The sequence below is a fragment of the Pseudomonas sp. KH_046_2 genome, from assembly GCF_057838985.1.
Genome location: NZ_CM174480.1, coordinates 1,578,831 through 1,594,802, shown reverse-complemented (window position 1 = coordinate 1,594,802; position 15,972 = coordinate 1,578,831). Strand labels below are relative to the sequence as shown.

18 protein-coding genes are annotated in these 15,972 nt (G+C 60.6%); 10 read left to right on the top strand and 8 right to left on the bottom strand.

The genetic code is table 11. From position 1 onward, the window contains the following. Positions 1 to 10: 10 nt before the first annotated feature. The gene (locus AC3IX1_RS07285) at positions 11 to 1,189 is read left to right on the top strand and encodes a vWA domain-containing protein (RefSeq protein WP_489387674.1); all 1,179 of its coding nucleotides are present in this window, start codon (positions 11 to 13) and stop codon (positions 1,187 to 1,189) included. A 103-nt stretch (positions 1,190 to 1,292) separates the two neighbouring features. Here the strand turns inward: AC3IX1_RS07285 and AC3IX1_RS07280 are convergent, their stop codons facing one another. The 4 genes from AC3IX1_RS07280 to AC3IX1_RS07265 form a co-directional block, all read right to left on the bottom strand. Beyond that, complete coding sequence (locus tag AC3IX1_RS07280; RefSeq protein ID WP_489387673.1) at positions 1,293 to 2,219, bottom strand: 5-oxoprolinase subunit C family protein; 927 nt, start codon at positions 2,217 to 2,219, stop codon at positions 1,293 to 1,295. Continuing rightward, positions 2,216 to 2,920 (bottom strand): 5-oxoprolinase subunit B family protein, encoded by a 705-nt coding sequence (locus AC3IX1_RS07275; RefSeq protein WP_489387672.1) that lies wholly within the window; start codon positions 2,918 to 2,920, stop codon positions 2,216 to 2,218. Before AC3IX1_RS07275 ends, AC3IX1_RS07280 begins: the two co-directional genes overlap by 4 nt. Then, entirely contained in the window at positions 2,917 to 3,669 is a 753-nt protein-coding gene (locus AC3IX1_RS07270; RefSeq protein WP_489387671.1) for a 5-oxoprolinase subunit PxpA, read from the bottom strand. The genes AC3IX1_RS07275 and AC3IX1_RS07270 overlap by 4 nt, the downstream gene beginning before the upstream one ends. 73 nt (positions 3,670 to 3,742) lie before the next feature. Further along, positions 3,743 to 5,029 (bottom strand): MFS transporter, encoded by a 1,287-nt coding sequence (locus tag AC3IX1_RS07265; protein WP_489387670.1) that lies wholly within the window; start codon positions 5,027 to 5,029, stop codon positions 3,743 to 3,745. 146 nt (positions 5,030 to 5,175) lie between these two features. Here AC3IX1_RS07265 and AC3IX1_RS07260 point away from each other — a divergent pair, with 146 nt between their 5' ends. The 3 genes from AC3IX1_RS07260 to AC3IX1_RS07250 all read left to right on the top strand — a co-directional run bounded on the left by AC3IX1_RS07260 (position 5,176) and on the right by AC3IX1_RS07250 (position 8,571). Beyond that, entirely contained in the window at positions 5,176 to 6,105 is a 930-nt protein-coding gene (locus AC3IX1_RS07260) for a LysR family transcriptional regulator (RefSeq protein ID WP_489387669.1), read from the top strand. Between the two features lie 111 nt (positions 6,106 to 6,216). Next, a complete protein-coding gene (locus AC3IX1_RS07255; protein WP_489388803.1) occupies positions 6,217 to 6,372 on the top strand; it encodes a hypothetical protein in 156 nt (51 codons plus the stop codon). Between the two features lie 87 nt (positions 6,373 to 6,459). Further along, positions 6,460 to 8,571 carry a TonB-dependent receptor gene (locus AC3IX1_RS07250; protein ID WP_489387668.1) on the top strand — a complete coding sequence of 704 codons (2,112 nt, stop codon included), beginning with the start codon at positions 6,460 to 6,462 and terminating at the stop codon, positions 8,569 to 8,571. A 44-nt stretch (positions 8,572 to 8,615) separates the two neighbouring features. Here AC3IX1_RS07250 and AC3IX1_RS07245 read toward each other — a convergent pair whose 3' ends face one another. From AC3IX1_RS07245 to AC3IX1_RS07235, 3 genes are read right to left on the bottom strand one after another with little or no spacing between them, the layout of a single operon-like run. After that, positions 8,616 to 9,158, bottom strand: a complete 543-nt coding sequence (locus AC3IX1_RS07245; RefSeq protein ID WP_489387667.1) for a DUF2937 family protein — start codon at positions 9,156 to 9,158, stop codon at positions 8,616 to 8,618. Between the two features lie 13 nt (positions 9,159 to 9,171). Then, entirely contained in the window at positions 9,172 to 9,948 is a 777-nt protein-coding gene (locus tag AC3IX1_RS07240; RefSeq protein ID WP_489387666.1) for a class II glutamine amidotransferase, read from the bottom strand. A gap of 32 nt (positions 9,949 to 9,980) precedes the next feature. Then, complete coding sequence (locus tag AC3IX1_RS07235) at positions 9,981 to 10,478, bottom strand: MFS transporter (protein ID WP_489387665.1); 498 nt, start codon at positions 10,476 to 10,478, stop codon at positions 9,981 to 9,983. Positions 10,479 to 10,603: 125 nt separating this feature from the next. Here AC3IX1_RS07235 and AC3IX1_RS07230 point away from each other — a divergent pair, with 125 nt between their 5' ends. Together AC3IX1_RS07230 and AC3IX1_RS07225 are read left to right on the top strand one after the other, a co-directional pair. Continuing rightward, entirely contained in the window at positions 10,604 to 12,658 is a 2,055-nt protein-coding gene (locus AC3IX1_RS07230; RefSeq protein ID WP_489387664.1) for a S9 family peptidase, read from the top strand. Between the two features lie 205 nt (positions 12,659 to 12,863). After that, entirely contained in the window at positions 12,864 to 13,337 is a 474-nt protein-coding gene (locus tag AC3IX1_RS07225; RefSeq protein ID WP_056721336.1) for a cyclic nucleotide-binding domain-containing protein, read from the top strand. On the opposite strand, the gene AC3IX1_RS07220 is transcribed toward AC3IX1_RS07225, so the two are convergent. Further along, entirely contained in the window at positions 13,334 to 13,624 is a 291-nt protein-coding gene (locus AC3IX1_RS07220; RefSeq protein ID WP_489387663.1) for a hypothetical protein, read from the bottom strand. The genes AC3IX1_RS07225 and AC3IX1_RS07220 overlap by 4 nt on opposite strands. Before the next feature lie 95 nt (positions 13,625 to 13,719). Between AC3IX1_RS07220 and AC3IX1_RS07215 the strand changes: the two genes are divergently transcribed. From AC3IX1_RS07215 to AC3IX1_RS07200, 4 genes are all read left to right on the top strand, one after another. Beyond that, a complete protein-coding gene (locus AC3IX1_RS07215; RefSeq protein WP_046043858.1) occupies positions 13,720 to 14,406 on the top strand; it encodes a spermidine synthase in 687 nt (228 codons plus the stop codon). Positions 14,407 to 14,456: 50 nt separating this feature from the next. Further along, positions 14,457 to 14,828, top strand: coding sequence for a YajD family HNH nuclease (locus AC3IX1_RS07210; RefSeq protein WP_007898702.1), 372 nt, complete (start codon positions 14,457 to 14,459; stop codon positions 14,826 to 14,828). 208 nt (positions 14,829 to 15,036) lie between these two features. Next, positions 15,037 to 15,507, top strand: a complete 471-nt coding sequence (locus tag AC3IX1_RS07205; RefSeq protein WP_007993783.1) for an RNA methyltransferase — start codon at positions 15,037 to 15,039, stop codon at positions 15,505 to 15,507. A 79-nt stretch (positions 15,508 to 15,586) separates the two neighbouring features. Then, on the top strand, positions 15,587 to 15,970 hold the full coding sequence (locus AC3IX1_RS07200; protein ID WP_489387662.1) for a YgaP family membrane protein: 384 nt from the start codon (positions 15,587 to 15,589) through the stop codon (positions 15,968 to 15,970). The last annotated feature ends 2 nt before the right edge of the window (positions 15,971 to 15,972 follow it).

Below are 15,972 nucleotides of genomic sequence, written 5' to 3'. Positions count from 1 at the left end.
GGCTGATGCCATGCTGCTCAACCTGTTCAATGAAATGCGCGCAGCCAAGGTGCCAGTCTCGGTGCGAGAGCTGCTGGACCTGATCAACGCGCTGAAACAGCGCGTGACCTTCGCCGACATGGACGAGTTCTATTACCTGTCCCGGACGATCCTGGTGAAGGATGAAAAACATTTCGACAAGTTCGACCGGGCGTTCGGTGCCTACTTCAATGGCCTGGAAAAGCTCGACGATCATCTTCAGGCATTGATCCCCGAAGACTGGCTGCGCAAGGAATTCGAGCGTTCACTGACCGATGAAGAGCGGGCGGCGATCCAGTCCCTCGGCGGCCTGGACAAGCTGATCGAAGAGTTCAAGAAACGCCTTGAGGAACAGAAGGAACGCCACGCCGGTGGCAACAAGTGGATCGGCACCGGTGGTACCAGCCCGTTCGGTTCCGGCGGTTTCAACCCGGAAGGCATTCGGGTCGGCGATGCCGGCAAGCGCCAGGGCAAGGCGGCCAAGGTCTGGGACCAGCGCGAATACAAGAACCTCGACGATTCGGTCGAGCTGGGCACACGCAACATCAAGGTCGCCCTGCGCCGCCTGCGCAAGTTTGCCCGTCAGGGCGCGGCGGAAGAACTGGACATCGATGGCACCATCGATCACACAGCCAAGGATGCCGGCCTGCTGAACATCCAGATGCGGCCAGAGCGGCGCAACACCGTCAAGCTGTTGCTGCTGTTCGACATCGGCGGCTCGATGGACGCCCATGTGAAGATTTGCGAGGAATTATTCTCGGCCTGCAAGACCGAGTTCAAGCATCTGGAGTACTTCTACTTCCACAACTTCATTTATGAATCGGTGTGGAAGAACAACATGCGCCGCACCTCCGAGCGCACCTCGACCATGGACCTGCTGCACAAGTACGGTGCCGACTACAAAGTGATCTTCATCGGCGACGCCGCCATGGCGCCCTACGAAATCACCCAGGCAGGCGGCAGCGTCGAGCACTGGAACGAAGAAGCCGGTTACGTGTGGATGCAGCGGTTCAAGGAGAAGTACAAGAAACTCATCTGGATCAATCCGTATCCGAAGGACACGTGGGGCTATACCTCGTCGACCAATATCGTGCGGGATTTGATCGACGACCAGATGTACCCGCTGACCCTTCGCGGGTTGGAGGAAGGGATGCGGTTTCTTTCCAAGTAGAAATGCATTGCCTGAAAGGGCCCCATCGCGAGCAGGCTCGCTCCTACATTGGTTTTGTGTACGACACAGATCAAATGTAGGAGTGAGCCTGCTCGCGATGCTTTTAGCGGCTCAAAAATCGCTGCAAATACTCGACATGTTCCCGGTGCGCCACTTCCTGCACCACCGGCCGCAATCGCACCTGCGCCCCCGGCAAGCACTGCGCCAATCGCGCCAGTGCCAACGGCGTCAACGCTCCCAGACGCGGATAACCACCAATGGTCTGCCGATCATTGAGCAACACAATCGGCTGCCCGTCGGGCGGCACCTGGACCGCCCCCAACGGAATGCCTTCGGAAATCATCGGTTTGCCCTGGTACTGCAGCGCCGTGCCCAACAGGCGAATGCCCATCCGGTCAGCACGGCTGTCGAGGCTCCACACGCTGTTGAACGCGTCGAACAGGCTCTGCCCGCTGAATTCGCCGATCTGTGCACCGAGGACCAGGTCCAACGGAGCATCAAGGTTCAGGTCCGGCCGCTGGTCTGCGGTCAATTCGCGCAGCAACATCACCGAGTTGCCCGAATAGCTCAAACTCGCGCCTTTGCCCAGCGCATGGCCCATTCCGTCCAGGCCGCCGAGTTCCTCACGGACCACCGTCGCGCTACTGCCCAGTACTTTCGGTGCATCAAACCCACCCGGCGCCGCCAGATAGGCGCGAGCGCCGAGCAACGGCTGGGTGAATTGCAGACGCTGACCTTTGTGCAGCCTGAAACTGCGCCACGGTGCCAACGCTTCGCCGTCCACCTGCGCACCAAGATCCGCTCCCGCCAATGCCAGCACGCAATCTTCCTTGGCCACCACGGTGAACCCGCCGAGGGTGATTTCGATTACTGGCGCATCCAGTGCGTTGCCCAACAGCCAGTTGGCCCAGGACATCGAACGCCAATCGGCCGCTCCGCCCTGGGTCACGCCCAGATGTCGCACGCCGAATCGACCGGCATCCTGCAACAGGCACAGCGGCGTACTCGCTTCAATCGTCAGACGGCTCATGCCAGGGCCTCCAGTGGCGTGTCGTCACCGCCCAGGTTAATGAACTCAGCATGGCCAATCGCTTCGAAGCGTACCGTGTCACCGGGCTGCATCAGGCTGTAGCCGTCACGGTTGCGATCGAACAATCTGGCCGGCGTGCGGCCGATCAGGTTCCACCCCCCCGGCGACACCACCGGGTAGGCCGCCGTCTGCCGCTCGGCGATGCCGACACTGCCGGCGGCGACTTTCTTGCGGGGTGTTTTAAGGCGCGGCGCGGCGAGCACCTCTTCTACCAGCCCCATGAAGGCGAAACCCGGCGCAAAGCCCAGGGCGAACACCTGATATTCACGCTCGCAGTGACGACGGATCACCTCCTCCACCGCCAATCCGCTGCGTTGCGACAATAGGCTGAGCTCCGGGCCGACGCTCAAGTCGTACCACACCGGCAACACATGACAGGTGCCACGAGTGCGCGCGTTGGGCGTCAGGTCGATCAAGGCTTCGGCGATCAATTCCCGAGCCTGGTTCGGGCTCAGCGCAGTCAAGTCGTAATGCACCATCAAGGTGGTATAGGACGGCACCAGATCGATCAGATGCCCGGCGAACGCCGCGCGCAGACTTTCACTGGCCGCCAGCATCCACGGCATGTTGGTTTCGGCAATTTCATCGAACAGGCGCACCATCAGGCAATCCAGCGCCACCACTTCTACCCGCAGCTTCATGACGCACTCTGCCGGTTCAAGGCTTCACGGATGCGTTGCACGGCAGCGACCGAACTGGCGTTGTCGCCATGCACGCAAAGGGTGTTGGCCTGCAAATGCAGGGCGCTGCCGTCGCTGGCGGTGAGCGGATCGCCACGGGCAATGGTCAGCGCCTGCCCGATGATTGTTTCCGGGTCGTGATGCACTGCTCCCGGCAGTTGTCGCGACACCAGCCTGCCTGCGCTGTCGTAAGCTCGGTCGGCGAAGGCTTCGAACCACAGGGTCACGCCGTATTCATCGCCCAACTGCTGTGCGGCGCTGTTGTCGCGGGTGGCCATCAACATCAATGGCAGGTTGCGGTCATAGGACGCCACGGCTTGCAAAACGGCGCGCAATTGCGCTGGATTGGCCATCATGTCGTTGTACATCGCGCCATGGGGTTTGACGTAACTGACCCGCCCGCCCTGGGCCCGGCAGATGCCGTCGAGGGCGCCGATCTGGTAATGCAGAATGTCTTGAAGTTCCTGGGTGGCATAGGCCATGGAGCGGCGGCCGAATCCCACAAGGTCCTGATAGGCCGGATGCGCGCCAACTTGCACGCCGTGGCTGAGGGCCAGGCTGACGGTCTTGCGCATGATGCTCGGGTCGCCGGCGTGAAAACCGCAGGCGATGTTGGCGCAATCGATAAAGGGCATGATTTCCGCGTCCAGACCCATGGTCCAGCTGCCGAAACTCTCGCCGATGTCGCAGTTCAATAGCAGGCGGCTCACACTGAACACTCCTGTAGGCTTTATTCTTTTCAGCTGCGGGACATATCTGTATGACAGCCCCGCAGGTTATCAGTTACTGGGCGTCGAGTTGCTTGCCACGGGTTTCCGGCAAACTCAGAGCCGCGAGGATCACCACGCCGTAGGAAACCGCCGCAAAGGCACCGATGCCTACACTCAGCGGCACGGTCTGGCTGAGCAGGCCGATCAGCAGCGGGAACAACGCCGCCAACGCCCGGCCGATGTTGTAGCAAAAGCCCTGGCCAGAACCGCGAATGCGTGTAGGGAACAACTCGGTCAGGAATGCGCCCATGCCACTGAAGATCCCCGAGGCGAAGAAGCCCAGCGGAAAGCCCAGCCACAGCATCACAGCGTTGCTGACCGGCAGTTGGGTGTACAGCAAGACAATGGTGAACGAGCCCACGGCGAACAGGATGAAGTTCTTTTTACGTCCGAGGATGTCGGTCAAATAAGCGCTGATGACATAACCGACGTAGGAACCGACGATCACCATCGCCAGATAACCGCTGGTATTGAGTACGCTCAAACCGCGCTCGTTCTTCAGGAAAGTCGGCAACCAAGACGTGATCGCGTAGTAGCCACCCAGCGCGCCGGTGGTCAGCAACGAAGCGCGAATCGTGGTGAAGAGCATGCCGGGGGCGAAGATCTCGTAGAACTTCGACGGGTTGCTCGGCTCCTGTTTCGCTTTGGCTTCACGATAGATTTCCGGGTCCTTGACCAGGCGGCGGACGAATATCACGAAGACTGCCGGCACGATGCCGAGGATGAACAGCGCGCGCCAGGCGTCTTCCGGTGGCAATACCGAGAACAGCAGCGCATACAGAATCGCCGTCAGCCCCCAGCCCAGCGCCCAGCCGGATTGCACCATGCCAACCGCCTTGCCACGGTCCTGGGCACGAATGACTTCGCCGATCAGCACCGCACCGGCCGTCCATTCGCCGCCGAAACCGAAGCCCATCAACGTGCGGGCAATCAGCAGTTGCTCGTAGGTCTGGGCAAAGCCGCAGAGGAAGGTGAAGAAGGCAAACCACAGCACGGTCAGTTGCAAGGTGCGCACACGACCGATGCGGTCGGAGAGAATCCCCGCCACCCAGCCACCGATGGCCGAAGCGATCAGCGTGCTGGTGTGAATCAGCCCGGCCTGGCCGGTGGTGATGCCCCACATGGCAATCAGGGTCGGCACCACGAAGCTGAGCATCTGGGTGTCCATGCCGTCCAGGCCATAGCCGATCTTGCAGCTCCAGAAGGTGCGGCGTTCCTGCTGATTGATGTTGCGATACCAGTCGAAAGGACCCGGGCGGGCCGAGACTTTCGGAATGGCAGTGGTGTCGGGCGCACTCATGGCAAATCTCCGCGCTGATTTTATTGGTATTGTTCTGAGCCCCGACGACGCCTATCGTGGGAACCGGATGCGTCGATTTTTGGACGCGCGCGCCTGCTGCGTCCAACTAATAAAAACCCGCCTTAGACATAAGAAATCTTTATCCCATGAACCTGAAGTTTCTCGAGACATTTGTCTGGGTCGCCCGACTCAAGAGTTTCCGCCTGACCGCCGACAAGCTCTTCACCACTCAGGCCTCGATTTCCAGCCGCATCGCAGTGCTTGAAAGTGAGCTCGGGGTAAAGCTGTTTCTGCGGGATTCGCGCGGTGTGAGCCTGACGCCCGAAGGCCTCAAAGTGCTCGATTACGCCGAGCAGATGATGGACACCATGCAGGCACTCAAGCAGTCGATCGAGACCCGCTCGAGCAAGGTCGGACGGGTGCGCATCGGCGTGATGGACACGGTGATCCATACCTGGCTCAGCCCGTTGGTGGCGCAGATGACCGACCACTACCCGCTGGTGGAAATCGAGCTGGTAGCCGATACCTCGCTCAACCTCTGCGATCAGCTGCAAAAAGGTTTTCTCGACGTGATCCTGCAAACCGACCTGCTGCGCCAGGAAAGCGTGCGCAGCCTGGAGCTGGCCAGTCACCCGATTGGCTGGATCGTCGCCAGCAACTCGATCTACAACCGCCATTACACGAACGTCGCCGAACTGGCGCGTGAGCGGATCATCACCTATTCGAAAAACTCTCATCCGCATCAGGAAGTGCTGGCACTGATGCAGGCCAACGGTGTCATGACACCGCGACTGAACTGCGTAAATTCGGTGTCGGCCATCACCCGTTTGCTGCGCGACGGTTTCGGCATCGGCGCATTGCCACCGGTGCTGGTGGCCGAGGAACTGGAGCGGGGAGAATTGACCTTGCTGGCCATCGACCAACGCCCGCCCAACCTGCAAGTAGTGGTGTCATGGCGAGTTGGCGCAGAGATGGTCGAAGAGATCGTGACGCTGTGTCAGCACGTGGTGGAGCACTATGCGCAGAAGGTGGGCGAGCACTACATGGTTTTGAGCAAACCCCTGCCCAGACCCTGAAAAGGAGATCAAACGCCACAAGTAGCAATTACTATCATTTGCATTAATATTTTGAAAATGTATTCTCTGCGCGCATTCAGCTAAATCACTGTCCAGAAGGAGTCGGACTCGATGCGCGCTTACACGCAAAAACAGCAGCAATTGCTCTCAAACTGGAGCGAAGCCCTCGGCACTCAAGCCTTCCAGTCCCACCGCATCACCTTCGACCCTTTGAGCAAAACCCTGGAGCCCGCCGAGCAGCGCTGCTCCCCCTCGCCTTTGCACTGATCGCCAACACCGTGCCTTCAAGCCAGCAGGGTTTTGCCCTGGGCCTGGGCAACAGTTTCTGGCTCACGACTAAAAAAAGACTAATTCATGACCCGAACCAAACTTTCCCTGTTGATTCCGTTGCTCGGCTCCGTCAGCGCCCAGACCTGGGCCGAAGACACCGACCAGCAACCCGGCACATTGAACATGCAAGCCACCGTCGTTTCCGCGACGCGCAGCGAAGCGACCATTGCCTCGATTCCAGGCTCGGTCCAGGTGATCGACGAACAACAGATCCGCCAACAGAGTGGCGCCGGGCGTCGGGTCTCCGACATCCTGGGACAACTGGTTCCCGGCCTGGCGCCGTCCAGCGGCGGGATGAGCAACTTCGGCCAGACCCTGCGCGGGCGCAACATGCTGGTGTTGATCGACGGCGTGTCGCAGAACGCCACGCGGGACAACTTCCGCCAGCTCAACAGCATCGCGCCGGCCAGTATCGAACGCATCGAGGTGGTTTCCGGTGCCAGCAGCATTTATGGCGCCGGTGCTTCGGGCGGCATCATCAACATCATCACCAAGCGCAACCAGGGCCAGGACCTTGCCTACAACAGCAAACTGGGCCTGACCAGCGGCAACAACCTCAACAGCAAGGGTTTCGCCTACGAGGCCTTTCAGAGTGTGACCGGGCGCAAGGATGCCCTGGACTGGTACCTGTCCGCCGACCTGACCCAGCGCAACGATCAGTACGACGGCAATGGCAATCGCATCCCTCAGGACACATCCCAGGGCAGCAACATGGACACCGACACCTATGACCTGCAAGGTCGTTTCGGTTACGAACTGGATGCCGATAAAAAACTCAGCCTGTCGCTGCAGGACTACAAGGACCAGCAGGACACCGGCTACACAAAAGACCCGAAAAACCTGCGAGAGGCCGTGGCGGTCAAAGGACTGAATCTCGACGACCAGCCCTACACCCATAACCAGGCGGCCAACCTCAACTACACCGACAACGACTTCTACGGCCAGGGCCTGCAACTGGAAAGCTACTGGCGCCGGGCCGACGCGCTGTTCTTCCCGGACCTGTCGCGGGGCAAGGCCGGGATCGCCGACAACAACAGCGTGCAGGATGTCTACGGCCTGCGTGCGGCCATCGACACGCCGTTGCCGGCCATCGGCAGCGCCACGGGCAACCTGGTCTGGGGTGCCGACTATGATCACGAACGCTCCCGCCAGCGCGGTGACCAATACACCGTCAAAGGGCTGAACTACACCAAGACTGGCACCACTTACGAGATGGGCCCGGATATCGAAACCACCACCAAGGCGCTGTTCGGGCAGATGTCCTGGGACATCGGAGACTGGACCTTGCGTGGCGGTGTGCGCCGCGAATGGATCGAAAGCGAGGTCTCCGACAGCATCGCCTACGGTCAGATCGTCCAGACTGGCGTACGCGCCATCCTGCCCGGTGACACCCTCAAATACGACGCCACGCTCTATAACCTGGGCGCGGTCTATCACCTGAGTGAACATCAGGACGTCTTCGCCAATTACAGCCAGGGGTTTTCGCTGCCGGACATCCAGCGTTTCTTGCGTGACGTGAGCAGCACCTTCGACATCCAGAGCCTCAACGCCCAGGCCATCAAGGTCGACAGCTACGAGCTGGGCTGGCGCGGTGACTGGGACCGGTGGCAGGCCGACGTCACCGTCTATGAAAACACCTCGGACGTGACCCAGTTCTACGATGCCAATAGCCGTGTCTTGCGTCTGATCAACCAGAAGGAGCGGGTTCGCGGTATCGAAAACAGCCTGACCTACCGCGCGACCGATCACTGGTCGGTGGGTGGCACCTATGCCTGGGCCAAAGGCGAGACCCAGCAGAACGGGAAATGGATCGACCTGCCGGCGACACGCATTTCACCGGCCAAGACCACGCTGTTCGTCGGCTACACCGAAGACGACTACACCCTGCGCCTGCAAGGCATGCACCTGTCCAGTTACGACGCTGCCGCCAAGGACAACAACGGGCGCGACATCGAAGGTTATACGCTGGTGGACCTGCTCGGCTCCGTGGACTTGCCGGTCGGCCGTCTGGAAGGCGGGGTGTACAACCTGACCGACCGCACGTACGTCAACCTGTTCGCCCAGGCCAACGCCAAAGCGCCCTACCCCAACGCCGAAGGCCGTACCTTGAGCATGACCTATTCGATTGATTGGTAATCAAGCAAGGAGCCGGCTTGCCGGCTCCTTGACGTTCGACGGTGTTACAACCCGCGCAAATCCCGCTCTTCGATCGGACGGCTCTGGCGCAGACGCTTGCCGCCCAGCACCACCCAGTCGATCAGACGGAACAGGCACTCGATCCCGAACGACAACAGCAACGCGCCACTCATGCCCCAGACCATCGCTTCGGGCGTCAACAGGATCTGGTAGCTGTAGCCATTCCAGGTTTCCTTGCGGATGTCCGGATCGGCAGCCAGCACCACTTGCAGGAAGCGGATGTACCACGGGCCCTGCATCGCCTGGAATTGCTTGTCCAGCGCCACCTGACGGGTCAACAGGTTGCTCAGGCTGTCGGCATCGCTGCGAAAGATCGGGTCTTCGCTGGCACGGTAGTGGGCCACCAGGGCCTGCATGTCACCCTTGAAGAACTGATTGGCGGTGTTCTGGAAGCCGCTCAGGCTGGCCTGCGCCTCGATCAGGTGCGCTTCGACCCGCTTGGCGTAATCGTTGATGAACCCTGGCACCTGGACACCGATCAACAGGCCCGCCGCAAACAACACCAGCCGTAGATAACTGAGCAACATGGGGGTTGAATCCTTATGAGGTCTGGCCCTGGCTGACGCATTCGCCGCGTCGCCAAAGGCTCCATTGACCCGGTTCGTAACGGGTCCAGGTTTCGTTTTCGGTCAGGGGTTCGGTGGCGATGACGGTGACCACGTCGTTAGGCGTGGTTTCGGCCTGAAAGTCGACGATCACGTCGACATCTTTCAAGCGCGCCGGGCCAAACGGTGCACGACGGGTGATTTGCGCCAGCTTGGTCGAGCAATAGCAGAACAACCAGTCGCCATCGCTGAGCAGGCAGTTGAACACGCCTTTGCTGCGGTACTCGGCGCAAGCGGCCACCAGATCCGGCAGCAACGCTTCGACCTCGACCGGTTCGGGGAATGCCGCACGCACACGGTTGAGCAAATCACAGAAAGCCGCTTCGCTGTCGGTATCACCCACGGGGCGATAGAAACTGGCCGCAGGCTGAAAGTCCGCCAACTGGCCGTTATGGGCAAAACACCAGTTGCGCCCCCACAGCTCACGGACGAACGGATGCGTGTTGGACAGGCAGACCTTGCCGACGTTGGCCTGGCGGATGTGCCCGATCACCACTTCACTCTTGATCGGATAGCGCTGCACCAGGTTCGCGACTTCCGACTCGCTGCTCGCCGCCGGGTCCTGGAACAGTCGCAGCCCACGGCCTTCATAGAAGCCAATGCCCCAGCCATCGCGGTGCGGGCCGGTGCGTCCGCCGCGCTGCATCAGCCCGGTGAAGCTGAACACGATATCGGTCGGGACATTGGCGCTCATGCCCAATAACTCACACATGCTCGGACTCTCGCTCAATCGCAGGGGCAAGGTTACAGACGGGGTTCGACTCGCATCCGCTGAGGATTGCTCGGCACCGGTGGACGACCGTAACGATCATCGCCGGCACCGCCGAATGGTTGATCATTCTCAGACTCGTCGGCACGGACGGCGACTTTGGCGGCGGCAGCCTGTTCCTTGCGGGCGTTGGAGGCGCGTTCGATAGGGAAACGGATCGCCACCAGCACCAGATAGAGGCCGAACGCGATCATGCCGTACATGAACAGATCGGAAATCGCCCGCCAGGCGTTGTTGCCGACCTTGAACAGCAGGTCGAGCGCGGTAATGGCGACGGCCGGTGCGATTTTGTCCTTCACCGGGTCAATGATGGTCGGGCTGAACAGCAGCACGACCATCGCCAGCCGCAGCGGCTCACGCAGCCATCGCCACATCCAGCGGGTCAAGCGCATCCACACCAACAGGCAGCCCAAAGCGGCGAAGGCGTAGAGGCCCCAAGCGATCAGATAGTCGTTCTCGGTCATGGTGTCCATGGCAAGGCAGGCAAAGAGGCGCTTATGATAACGGCTTTTCGCCCATCAGGCTGCATCAATGCCTGACTGTTGGGCGCTATCCAGGTTGCCAGGCCCCTATTCCGTACACTGTTCGAGAGCCCTTCATGCCCCTATCCGCCAACATTCACGACGCTCCGATCGCCCACAAGGCTGAAGGCTCCGATCCGTATGCCTGGCTGCAAGAGCGCGACACCGAGGCAGTGCTCGACTATCTGAAGGCTGAAAACAGCTATCAGCAAGCGCAAACCGCCGACCAGGCCGGATTGCGCGAAACCCTGTTCGAAGAGATCAAGGGGCGGATTCTCGAGACCGATCTGTCCCTGCCCTCGCCGTGGGGACCGTATCTGTATTACACCCGCACCACGGCGGGCGATGAGTACGCACGGCACTACCGCTGCCCGCGTCCGGCCGATGACAGCCTGACCCTCGACGAAAGCCGCGAACAACTGCTGCTCGACCCCAATGAGCTGGCCAAAGGCGGCTTCTTTTCCCTGGGGGCGTTCAGCATCAGCCCGGACCATCAGCGCCTGGCCTACAGCATCGATTCCAGCGGCGAGGAGATTTACACGCTGTTCGTGAAGGAATTGTCCGACGGCCGCATCAGCGAGCTGGAGTTCCAGGACTGCGACGGCAGCATGACTTGGGCCAACGACAGCCTGACACTGTTCTTTGGTGAACTGGACGACACCCATCGCCCGCACAAGCTGTATCGCTATCGACTGGAGGGCACGGCGGCCGAAGAAGTGTTCCATGAGCCGGACGGTCGCTTCTTCATGCATTGCTACCGTTCAAGCTCCGAGCAGCAATTGCTGCTGTCCGTGGGCAGCAAGACCACCAGCGAAGCCTGGGTCCTTGACGCCAACCAGCCGCAGCAAGCCTTTACCTGTATCGCGCCACGGGTCGAGGATCATGAGTACGACGTCGACCACGGCGTACTCGGCGGTCAAAGGACCTGGTTCATTCGCAGCAACCGTGACGGCATCAATTTCGCCTTGTACACCGCTGTCGATACCGGCGTCGCGCCCACCGAAGCCGACTGGCAGAACCTGATCCCCCACAGCGACACGGTGATGATCGACGGCATCAGCCTGAACACCGGGGCCATGACCCTCAGCCTGCGGGTTGGCGGCTTGCCAGTCATTGAAGTTCACCCGCAAGGCCTGTCGCCTTATCGCGTGCAACTGCCGGATGCGGCCTACAGCCTGCACGTGCAAAACAGCCTGGAGTTCGAAAGCGACCGGATTCGCCTGCGCTACGAAGCGTTGAACCGTCCGGCGCAAATCCGTCAGCTTGAACTGGCGACCGGCGAGCAGAAAGTCCTCAAGCAAACTCCGGTGCTCGGCCCGTTCGATGCCGACGCCTACGTCAGCCAGCGCCTGTGGGCCACTGCGCCGGACGGCACGCAAGTGCCCATCAGCCTGGTGATCAAACGCGCAGACCTCGGCAAACCCGTACCGCTGTACCTCTACGGCTATGGTGCCTACGGCGAAAGCCTCGACCCGTGGTTTTCCCATGCGCGCCTGAGCCTGCTGGATCGCGGCATGGCGTTTGCCATTGCCCACGTGCGTGGCGGCGGCGAACTGGGGGAAGCCTGGTATCGCGCCGGCAAGCAGGAGCACAAGCACAACACCTTCAGCGACTTTATCGCCTGCGCCGAACACCTGATCGCCCAAGGCTTCACCACTGCACCGCAATTGGCGATCAGCGGCGGCAGCGCCGGGGGCTTGCTGATCGGCGCGGTGCTCAACCAGCGGCCGGAGCTGTTTGGCGCCGCCATCGCCGAAGTGCCGTTCGTCGACGTACTCAACACCATGCTCGACCCTGACCTGCCATTGACCGTGACGGAGTACGACGAGTGGGGCAACCCTGAAGAACCGGACGTCCATAATCGGATCAAGGCCTACGCCCCGTACGAAAACGTCACCGTGCAAGCTTATCCGGCGACCCTGGTGATCGCCGGCTACAACGACAGCCGCGTGCAGTATTGGGAAGCGGCCAAGTGGGTGGCGAAATTGCGCGCGACCAAGACTGACAGCAATCCCCTGCTGCTCAAGACGGAACTGGGTGCCGGGCATGGCGGGATGAGCGGTCGTTACCAGGGATTGCGTGACGTAGCACTCGAATATGCATTTTTGTTCAAGGTATTAGGTATTGCCTGAGGAACCTGGCGCGGTGTGCCGGTCTTAACTCCACGCACCGGCGGCCGATACAACCCGTATCCCTTGTAGGAGCGAGCCTGCTCGCGATAGCGGTGGCACATTCAACATCAACATCGAATGTGCCGGCCTCATCGCGAGCAGGCTCGCTCCTACAAAGGCCATTCAATACCCGAAATAACAGACACTACAAAAAGACCGTGACGACATGTCTGAACCAACCTTTCTGAACAACGAAATTCGTGACTGGCTGATGGATTGCGGCCTGTTCAATCAACTGCTGCCGGCGGACTTCGCCGCGGCTTCGGGCTACTTCAGTATCAGCACCATTGCCCAGGGCGAGGAGATCTTCCAGGAGGGCGATGCGGGCAGTTTCATGTGCATCATCCACACCGGTCAGGTGGCGGTGCAGAAAACCAACGCTGACGGACAGCGAGTCACCATCGCCACGTTGCGCAGCGGCCGCTCGTTCGGTGAAATGGCCGTGCTCGACGGCGAACGGCGCTCGGCCAGTTGCGTGGCTGCAAGCAACTGCCAGTTGCTCAACCTGGGCAAGGACTCACTGGAAAAGATGCTAAACGACGCACCGAAAATCGCCGCCAAGATCATCCGCGCCCTCGCCGTATCCCTCTCCAAACGCCTGCGCATGGCCGACGGCCAACTGCTTTCGCAGCAGGTCTAGCCGCCCGGCGATTTGGGCTTCGGCGGGCTCGGCGCAATCCCCGGCACCGGCTGATCCTTGATCGGCGGGCTCGGCATTTCGATCGGCACCAACGGCGGACCGCTACTGCCGGGGCCGACTTTAGGCAAAGGTGCCGGGCTGATCTGCGGGTACGGTGTGGGCGTCGCGGTGCCAGGCGAACCGGGCATTGGCGCGGGGCTGACGGGAATCGATTGCAGCTGTTGAGCCTGCACTGCAGTTATCGAGAGCGCGGCCAGGGCAATGACCGTTAGAATGGTGCGCTTCATCAATGGCTCCGTTGGCCTTGTCGTCATAAACAGGCTACTCCCAACTGCGTCTGTTTGCCCTCCCGAGTTCTGCCAATTTTCTTCAAGTGAGCCCCATGAAACGTTTCGTTCTGCTGGACACCACCCCCATTCCCGAAAACGGCGGCGCCCTGTGCCTGTTCGAATACGGCGAGGATTTTGTCATCAAGATCCAGGGCGGCGACGGCGGACAATTGATGAACACGCGCATGCACGGTTCCGAAGACGCCCTGGCCGAGATCCCGTGTCGCAAGGTCGCCGGTCGACCGAATTCACGGGTGCTCATCGGCGGCCTGGGTATGGGCTTCACCCTCGCTTCGGCGCTCAAGCACCTGGGCAAGACCGCCGAAGTGGTGGTCGCTGAATTAGTGCCTGGCGTTGTGGAATGGAATCGCGGGCCACTCGGCGAGAAAGCCGGAAACCCGCTTCAAGACCCGCGGACCGTGATTCGCATGGAAGACGTGGCCAAAGTCCTGCAGGCCGAGCCCCAGGGCTTCGATGCCATCATGCTCGACGTCGACAACGGTCCCGAAGGCCTGACCCAGAAAGCCAACAGCTGGCTGTACTCTGCCGGCGGCCTGAGCGCCTGCGCCAAGGCCCTGAGGCCAAAAGGCGTGTTGGCCGTCTGGTCGGCCAGCGCTGACCGGCAATTTTCCGACAAACTGAAGAAAGCGGGTTTCAAGGCCGAGGAAGTGCAGGTCTTCGCCCACGGCAACAAGGGCACCCGCCACACCATCTGGATTGCCGAGAAGCTCAAGGGCTAGGCTAAACTTCACCCTATAACCGTCATCAGTCTTTCTACAAAGGTGAACCCATGAGTTCGTCCACCCCGACCAACACTTCGAAGCTGGATCGCATCCTCGCCGACAACCAGCGTGACAAGGAAATGGGCTACCGCGACAAGGCCCTGAAGATGTACCCGCACGTCTGTGGCCGCTGCGCCCGTGAGTTCTCCGGCAAGCGCCTGAGCGAACTGACCGTGCACCACCGCGACCACAACCACGACAACAACCCGCAGGACGGCTCGAACTGGGAGCTGTTGTGCCTGTACTGCCACGATAACGAGCACTCGCGTTATACCGACCAGCAGTATTTCGACGAAGGCTCGCTGAGCACGCCGAAAATCGCCAAGGCCACGCACAATCCGTTTGCGGCGTTGGCGGGTCTCATGAAAAAGGAAGATTAATAATCTTCAGTGCCTGAACTGACCTCTTCGCGGGCAAGCCCGCTCCCACAGGTTCTCTGGTGTACATAAATTTTGTGAACGACAGAGACCTCTGTGGGAGCGGGCTTGCCCGCGATAGCAATAGTCCTGACACCACAGATCTCCAACCTGAGCACCCCCGCCCCAATCCCCGTATAATCGCGCTTTTTTCCCGAAAGGCACCCCGCTCGTGGCAGACAAACGGTACAGCTGCATTGGTTTGTATAACCCCAAATCACCGGAGAACGTCGGTTCGGTGATGCGCGCCGCTGGCTGTTATGGCGTGGCGTCGGTGTTCTACACCGGCAAGCGCTATGAGCGCGCCGCCGACTTCGTCACCGATACCAAGCGCGTGCACTACGACATCCCGCTGATCGGCATCGACGACCTGAAGAAAATCCTGCCCCTCAATTGTGTGCCCGTCGCCGTGGAACTGGTCGAGGGCGCCCGCCCGTTGCCGGAATACACCCACCCGGATCGCGCGCTCTACATCTTCGGCCCGGAAGACGGATCGCTGGATAAAGAAATTCGCGACTGGTGCGAAGACGTGGTCTACATCCCCACCACCGGCTGCATGAACCTCGCCGCCACGGTCAACGTCGTGCTCTACGACCGCATGTCCAAGGGGCTCAATACCCGCTCCGGGCCAAAATTCCGCTAATTGCCGCACATCCGATTGAACAAGCTGCCCGCCCTGGCAGTCAGCTTATCTATCGATCACTGAAGCCTGGAGACAGACCATGAGCGAACTCAAACGCGTCGAGCGTATCGAATCCACCCCGTTCCAGAGCCCCTCCGAGCAAAACGTGCAGGGCTGGGAACGCATCGGCTCCCTGGCCGGCGGAGTGGTGATGGTGGGCAAGGGCCTGCGGCGTGGCGGGATCTTTGGCCTGCTCCAGGTGGCCATCGGCGGCGTGGCCCTGGCCCGTGGCATTACCGGCCACAGCTCGGCGAAAAGCCTGCTGGAGAAAGGCCGTCAGGACATGAACAACGTGCGGGCGAAAATTCAGCGGGCGGGTGAAGAACTGAGCCAGTTGAAGGCCAATGCCGAGGCGGCGACCAAAACCGCGACCGTGACCGTGACCGGCTATGATTCGTTGAAGTCGCCGAAGGCCGGGATTTGATC

Bases quoted from the DNA above. Each gene is read 5' to 3' on its own strand.
- AC3IX1_RS07285 (WP_489387674.1), top strand. From the start codon at position 11: ATGCTGCTCAACCTGTTCAATGAAATGCGCGCAGCCAAGGTGCCAGTC.
- AC3IX1_RS07280 (WP_489387673.1), bottom strand. From the start codon at position 2,219: ATGAGCCGTCTGACGATTGAAGCGAGTACGCCGCTGTGCCTGTTGCAG.
- AC3IX1_RS07275 (WP_489387672.1), bottom strand. From the start codon at position 2,920: ATGAAGCTGCGGGTAGAAGTGGTGGCGCTGGATTGCCTGATGGTGCGC.
- AC3IX1_RS07265 (WP_489387670.1), bottom strand. From the start codon at position 5,029: ATGAGTGCGCCCGACACCACTGCCATTCCGAAAGTCTCGGCCCGCCCG.
- AC3IX1_RS07260 (WP_489387669.1), top strand. From the start codon at position 5,176: ATGAACCTGAAGTTTCTCGAGACATTTGTCTGGGTCGCCCGACTCAAG.
- AC3IX1_RS07255 (WP_489388803.1), top strand. From the start codon at position 6,217: ATGCGCGCTTACACGCAAAAACAGCAGCAATTGCTCTCAAACTGGAGC.
- AC3IX1_RS07250 (WP_489387668.1), top strand. From the start codon at position 6,460: ATGACCCGAACCAAACTTTCCCTGTTGATTCCGTTGCTCGGCTCCGTC.
- AC3IX1_RS07245 (WP_489387667.1), bottom strand. From the start codon at position 9,158: ATGTTGCTCAGTTATCTACGGCTGGTGTTGTTTGCGGCGGGCCTGTTG.
- AC3IX1_RS07240 (WP_489387666.1), bottom strand. From the start codon at position 9,948: ATGTGTGAGTTATTGGGCATGAGCGCCAATGTCCCGACCGATATCGTG.
- AC3IX1_RS07235 (WP_489387665.1), bottom strand. From the start codon at position 10,478: ATGGACACCATGACCGAGAACGACTATCTGATCGCTTGGGGCCTCTAC.
- AC3IX1_RS07230 (WP_489387664.1), top strand. From the start codon at position 10,604: ATGCCCCTATCCGCCAACATTCACGACGCTCCGATCGCCCACAAGGCT.
- AC3IX1_RS07225 (WP_056721336.1), top strand. From the start codon at position 12,864: ATGTCTGAACCAACCTTTCTGAACAACGAAATTCGTGACTGGCTGATG.
- AC3IX1_RS07220 (WP_489387663.1), bottom strand. From the start codon at position 13,624: ATGAAGCGCACCATTCTAACGGTCATTGCCCTGGCCGCGCTCTCGATA.
- AC3IX1_RS07215 (WP_046043858.1), top strand. From the start codon at position 13,720: ATGAAACGTTTCGTTCTGCTGGACACCACCCCCATTCCCGAAAACGGC.
- AC3IX1_RS07210 (WP_007898702.1), top strand. From the start codon at position 14,457: ATGAGTTCGTCCACCCCGACCAACACTTCGAAGCTGGATCGCATCCTC.
- AC3IX1_RS07200 (WP_489387662.1), top strand. From the start codon at position 15,587: ATGAGCGAACTCAAACGCGTCGAGCGTATCGAATCCACCCCGTTCCAG.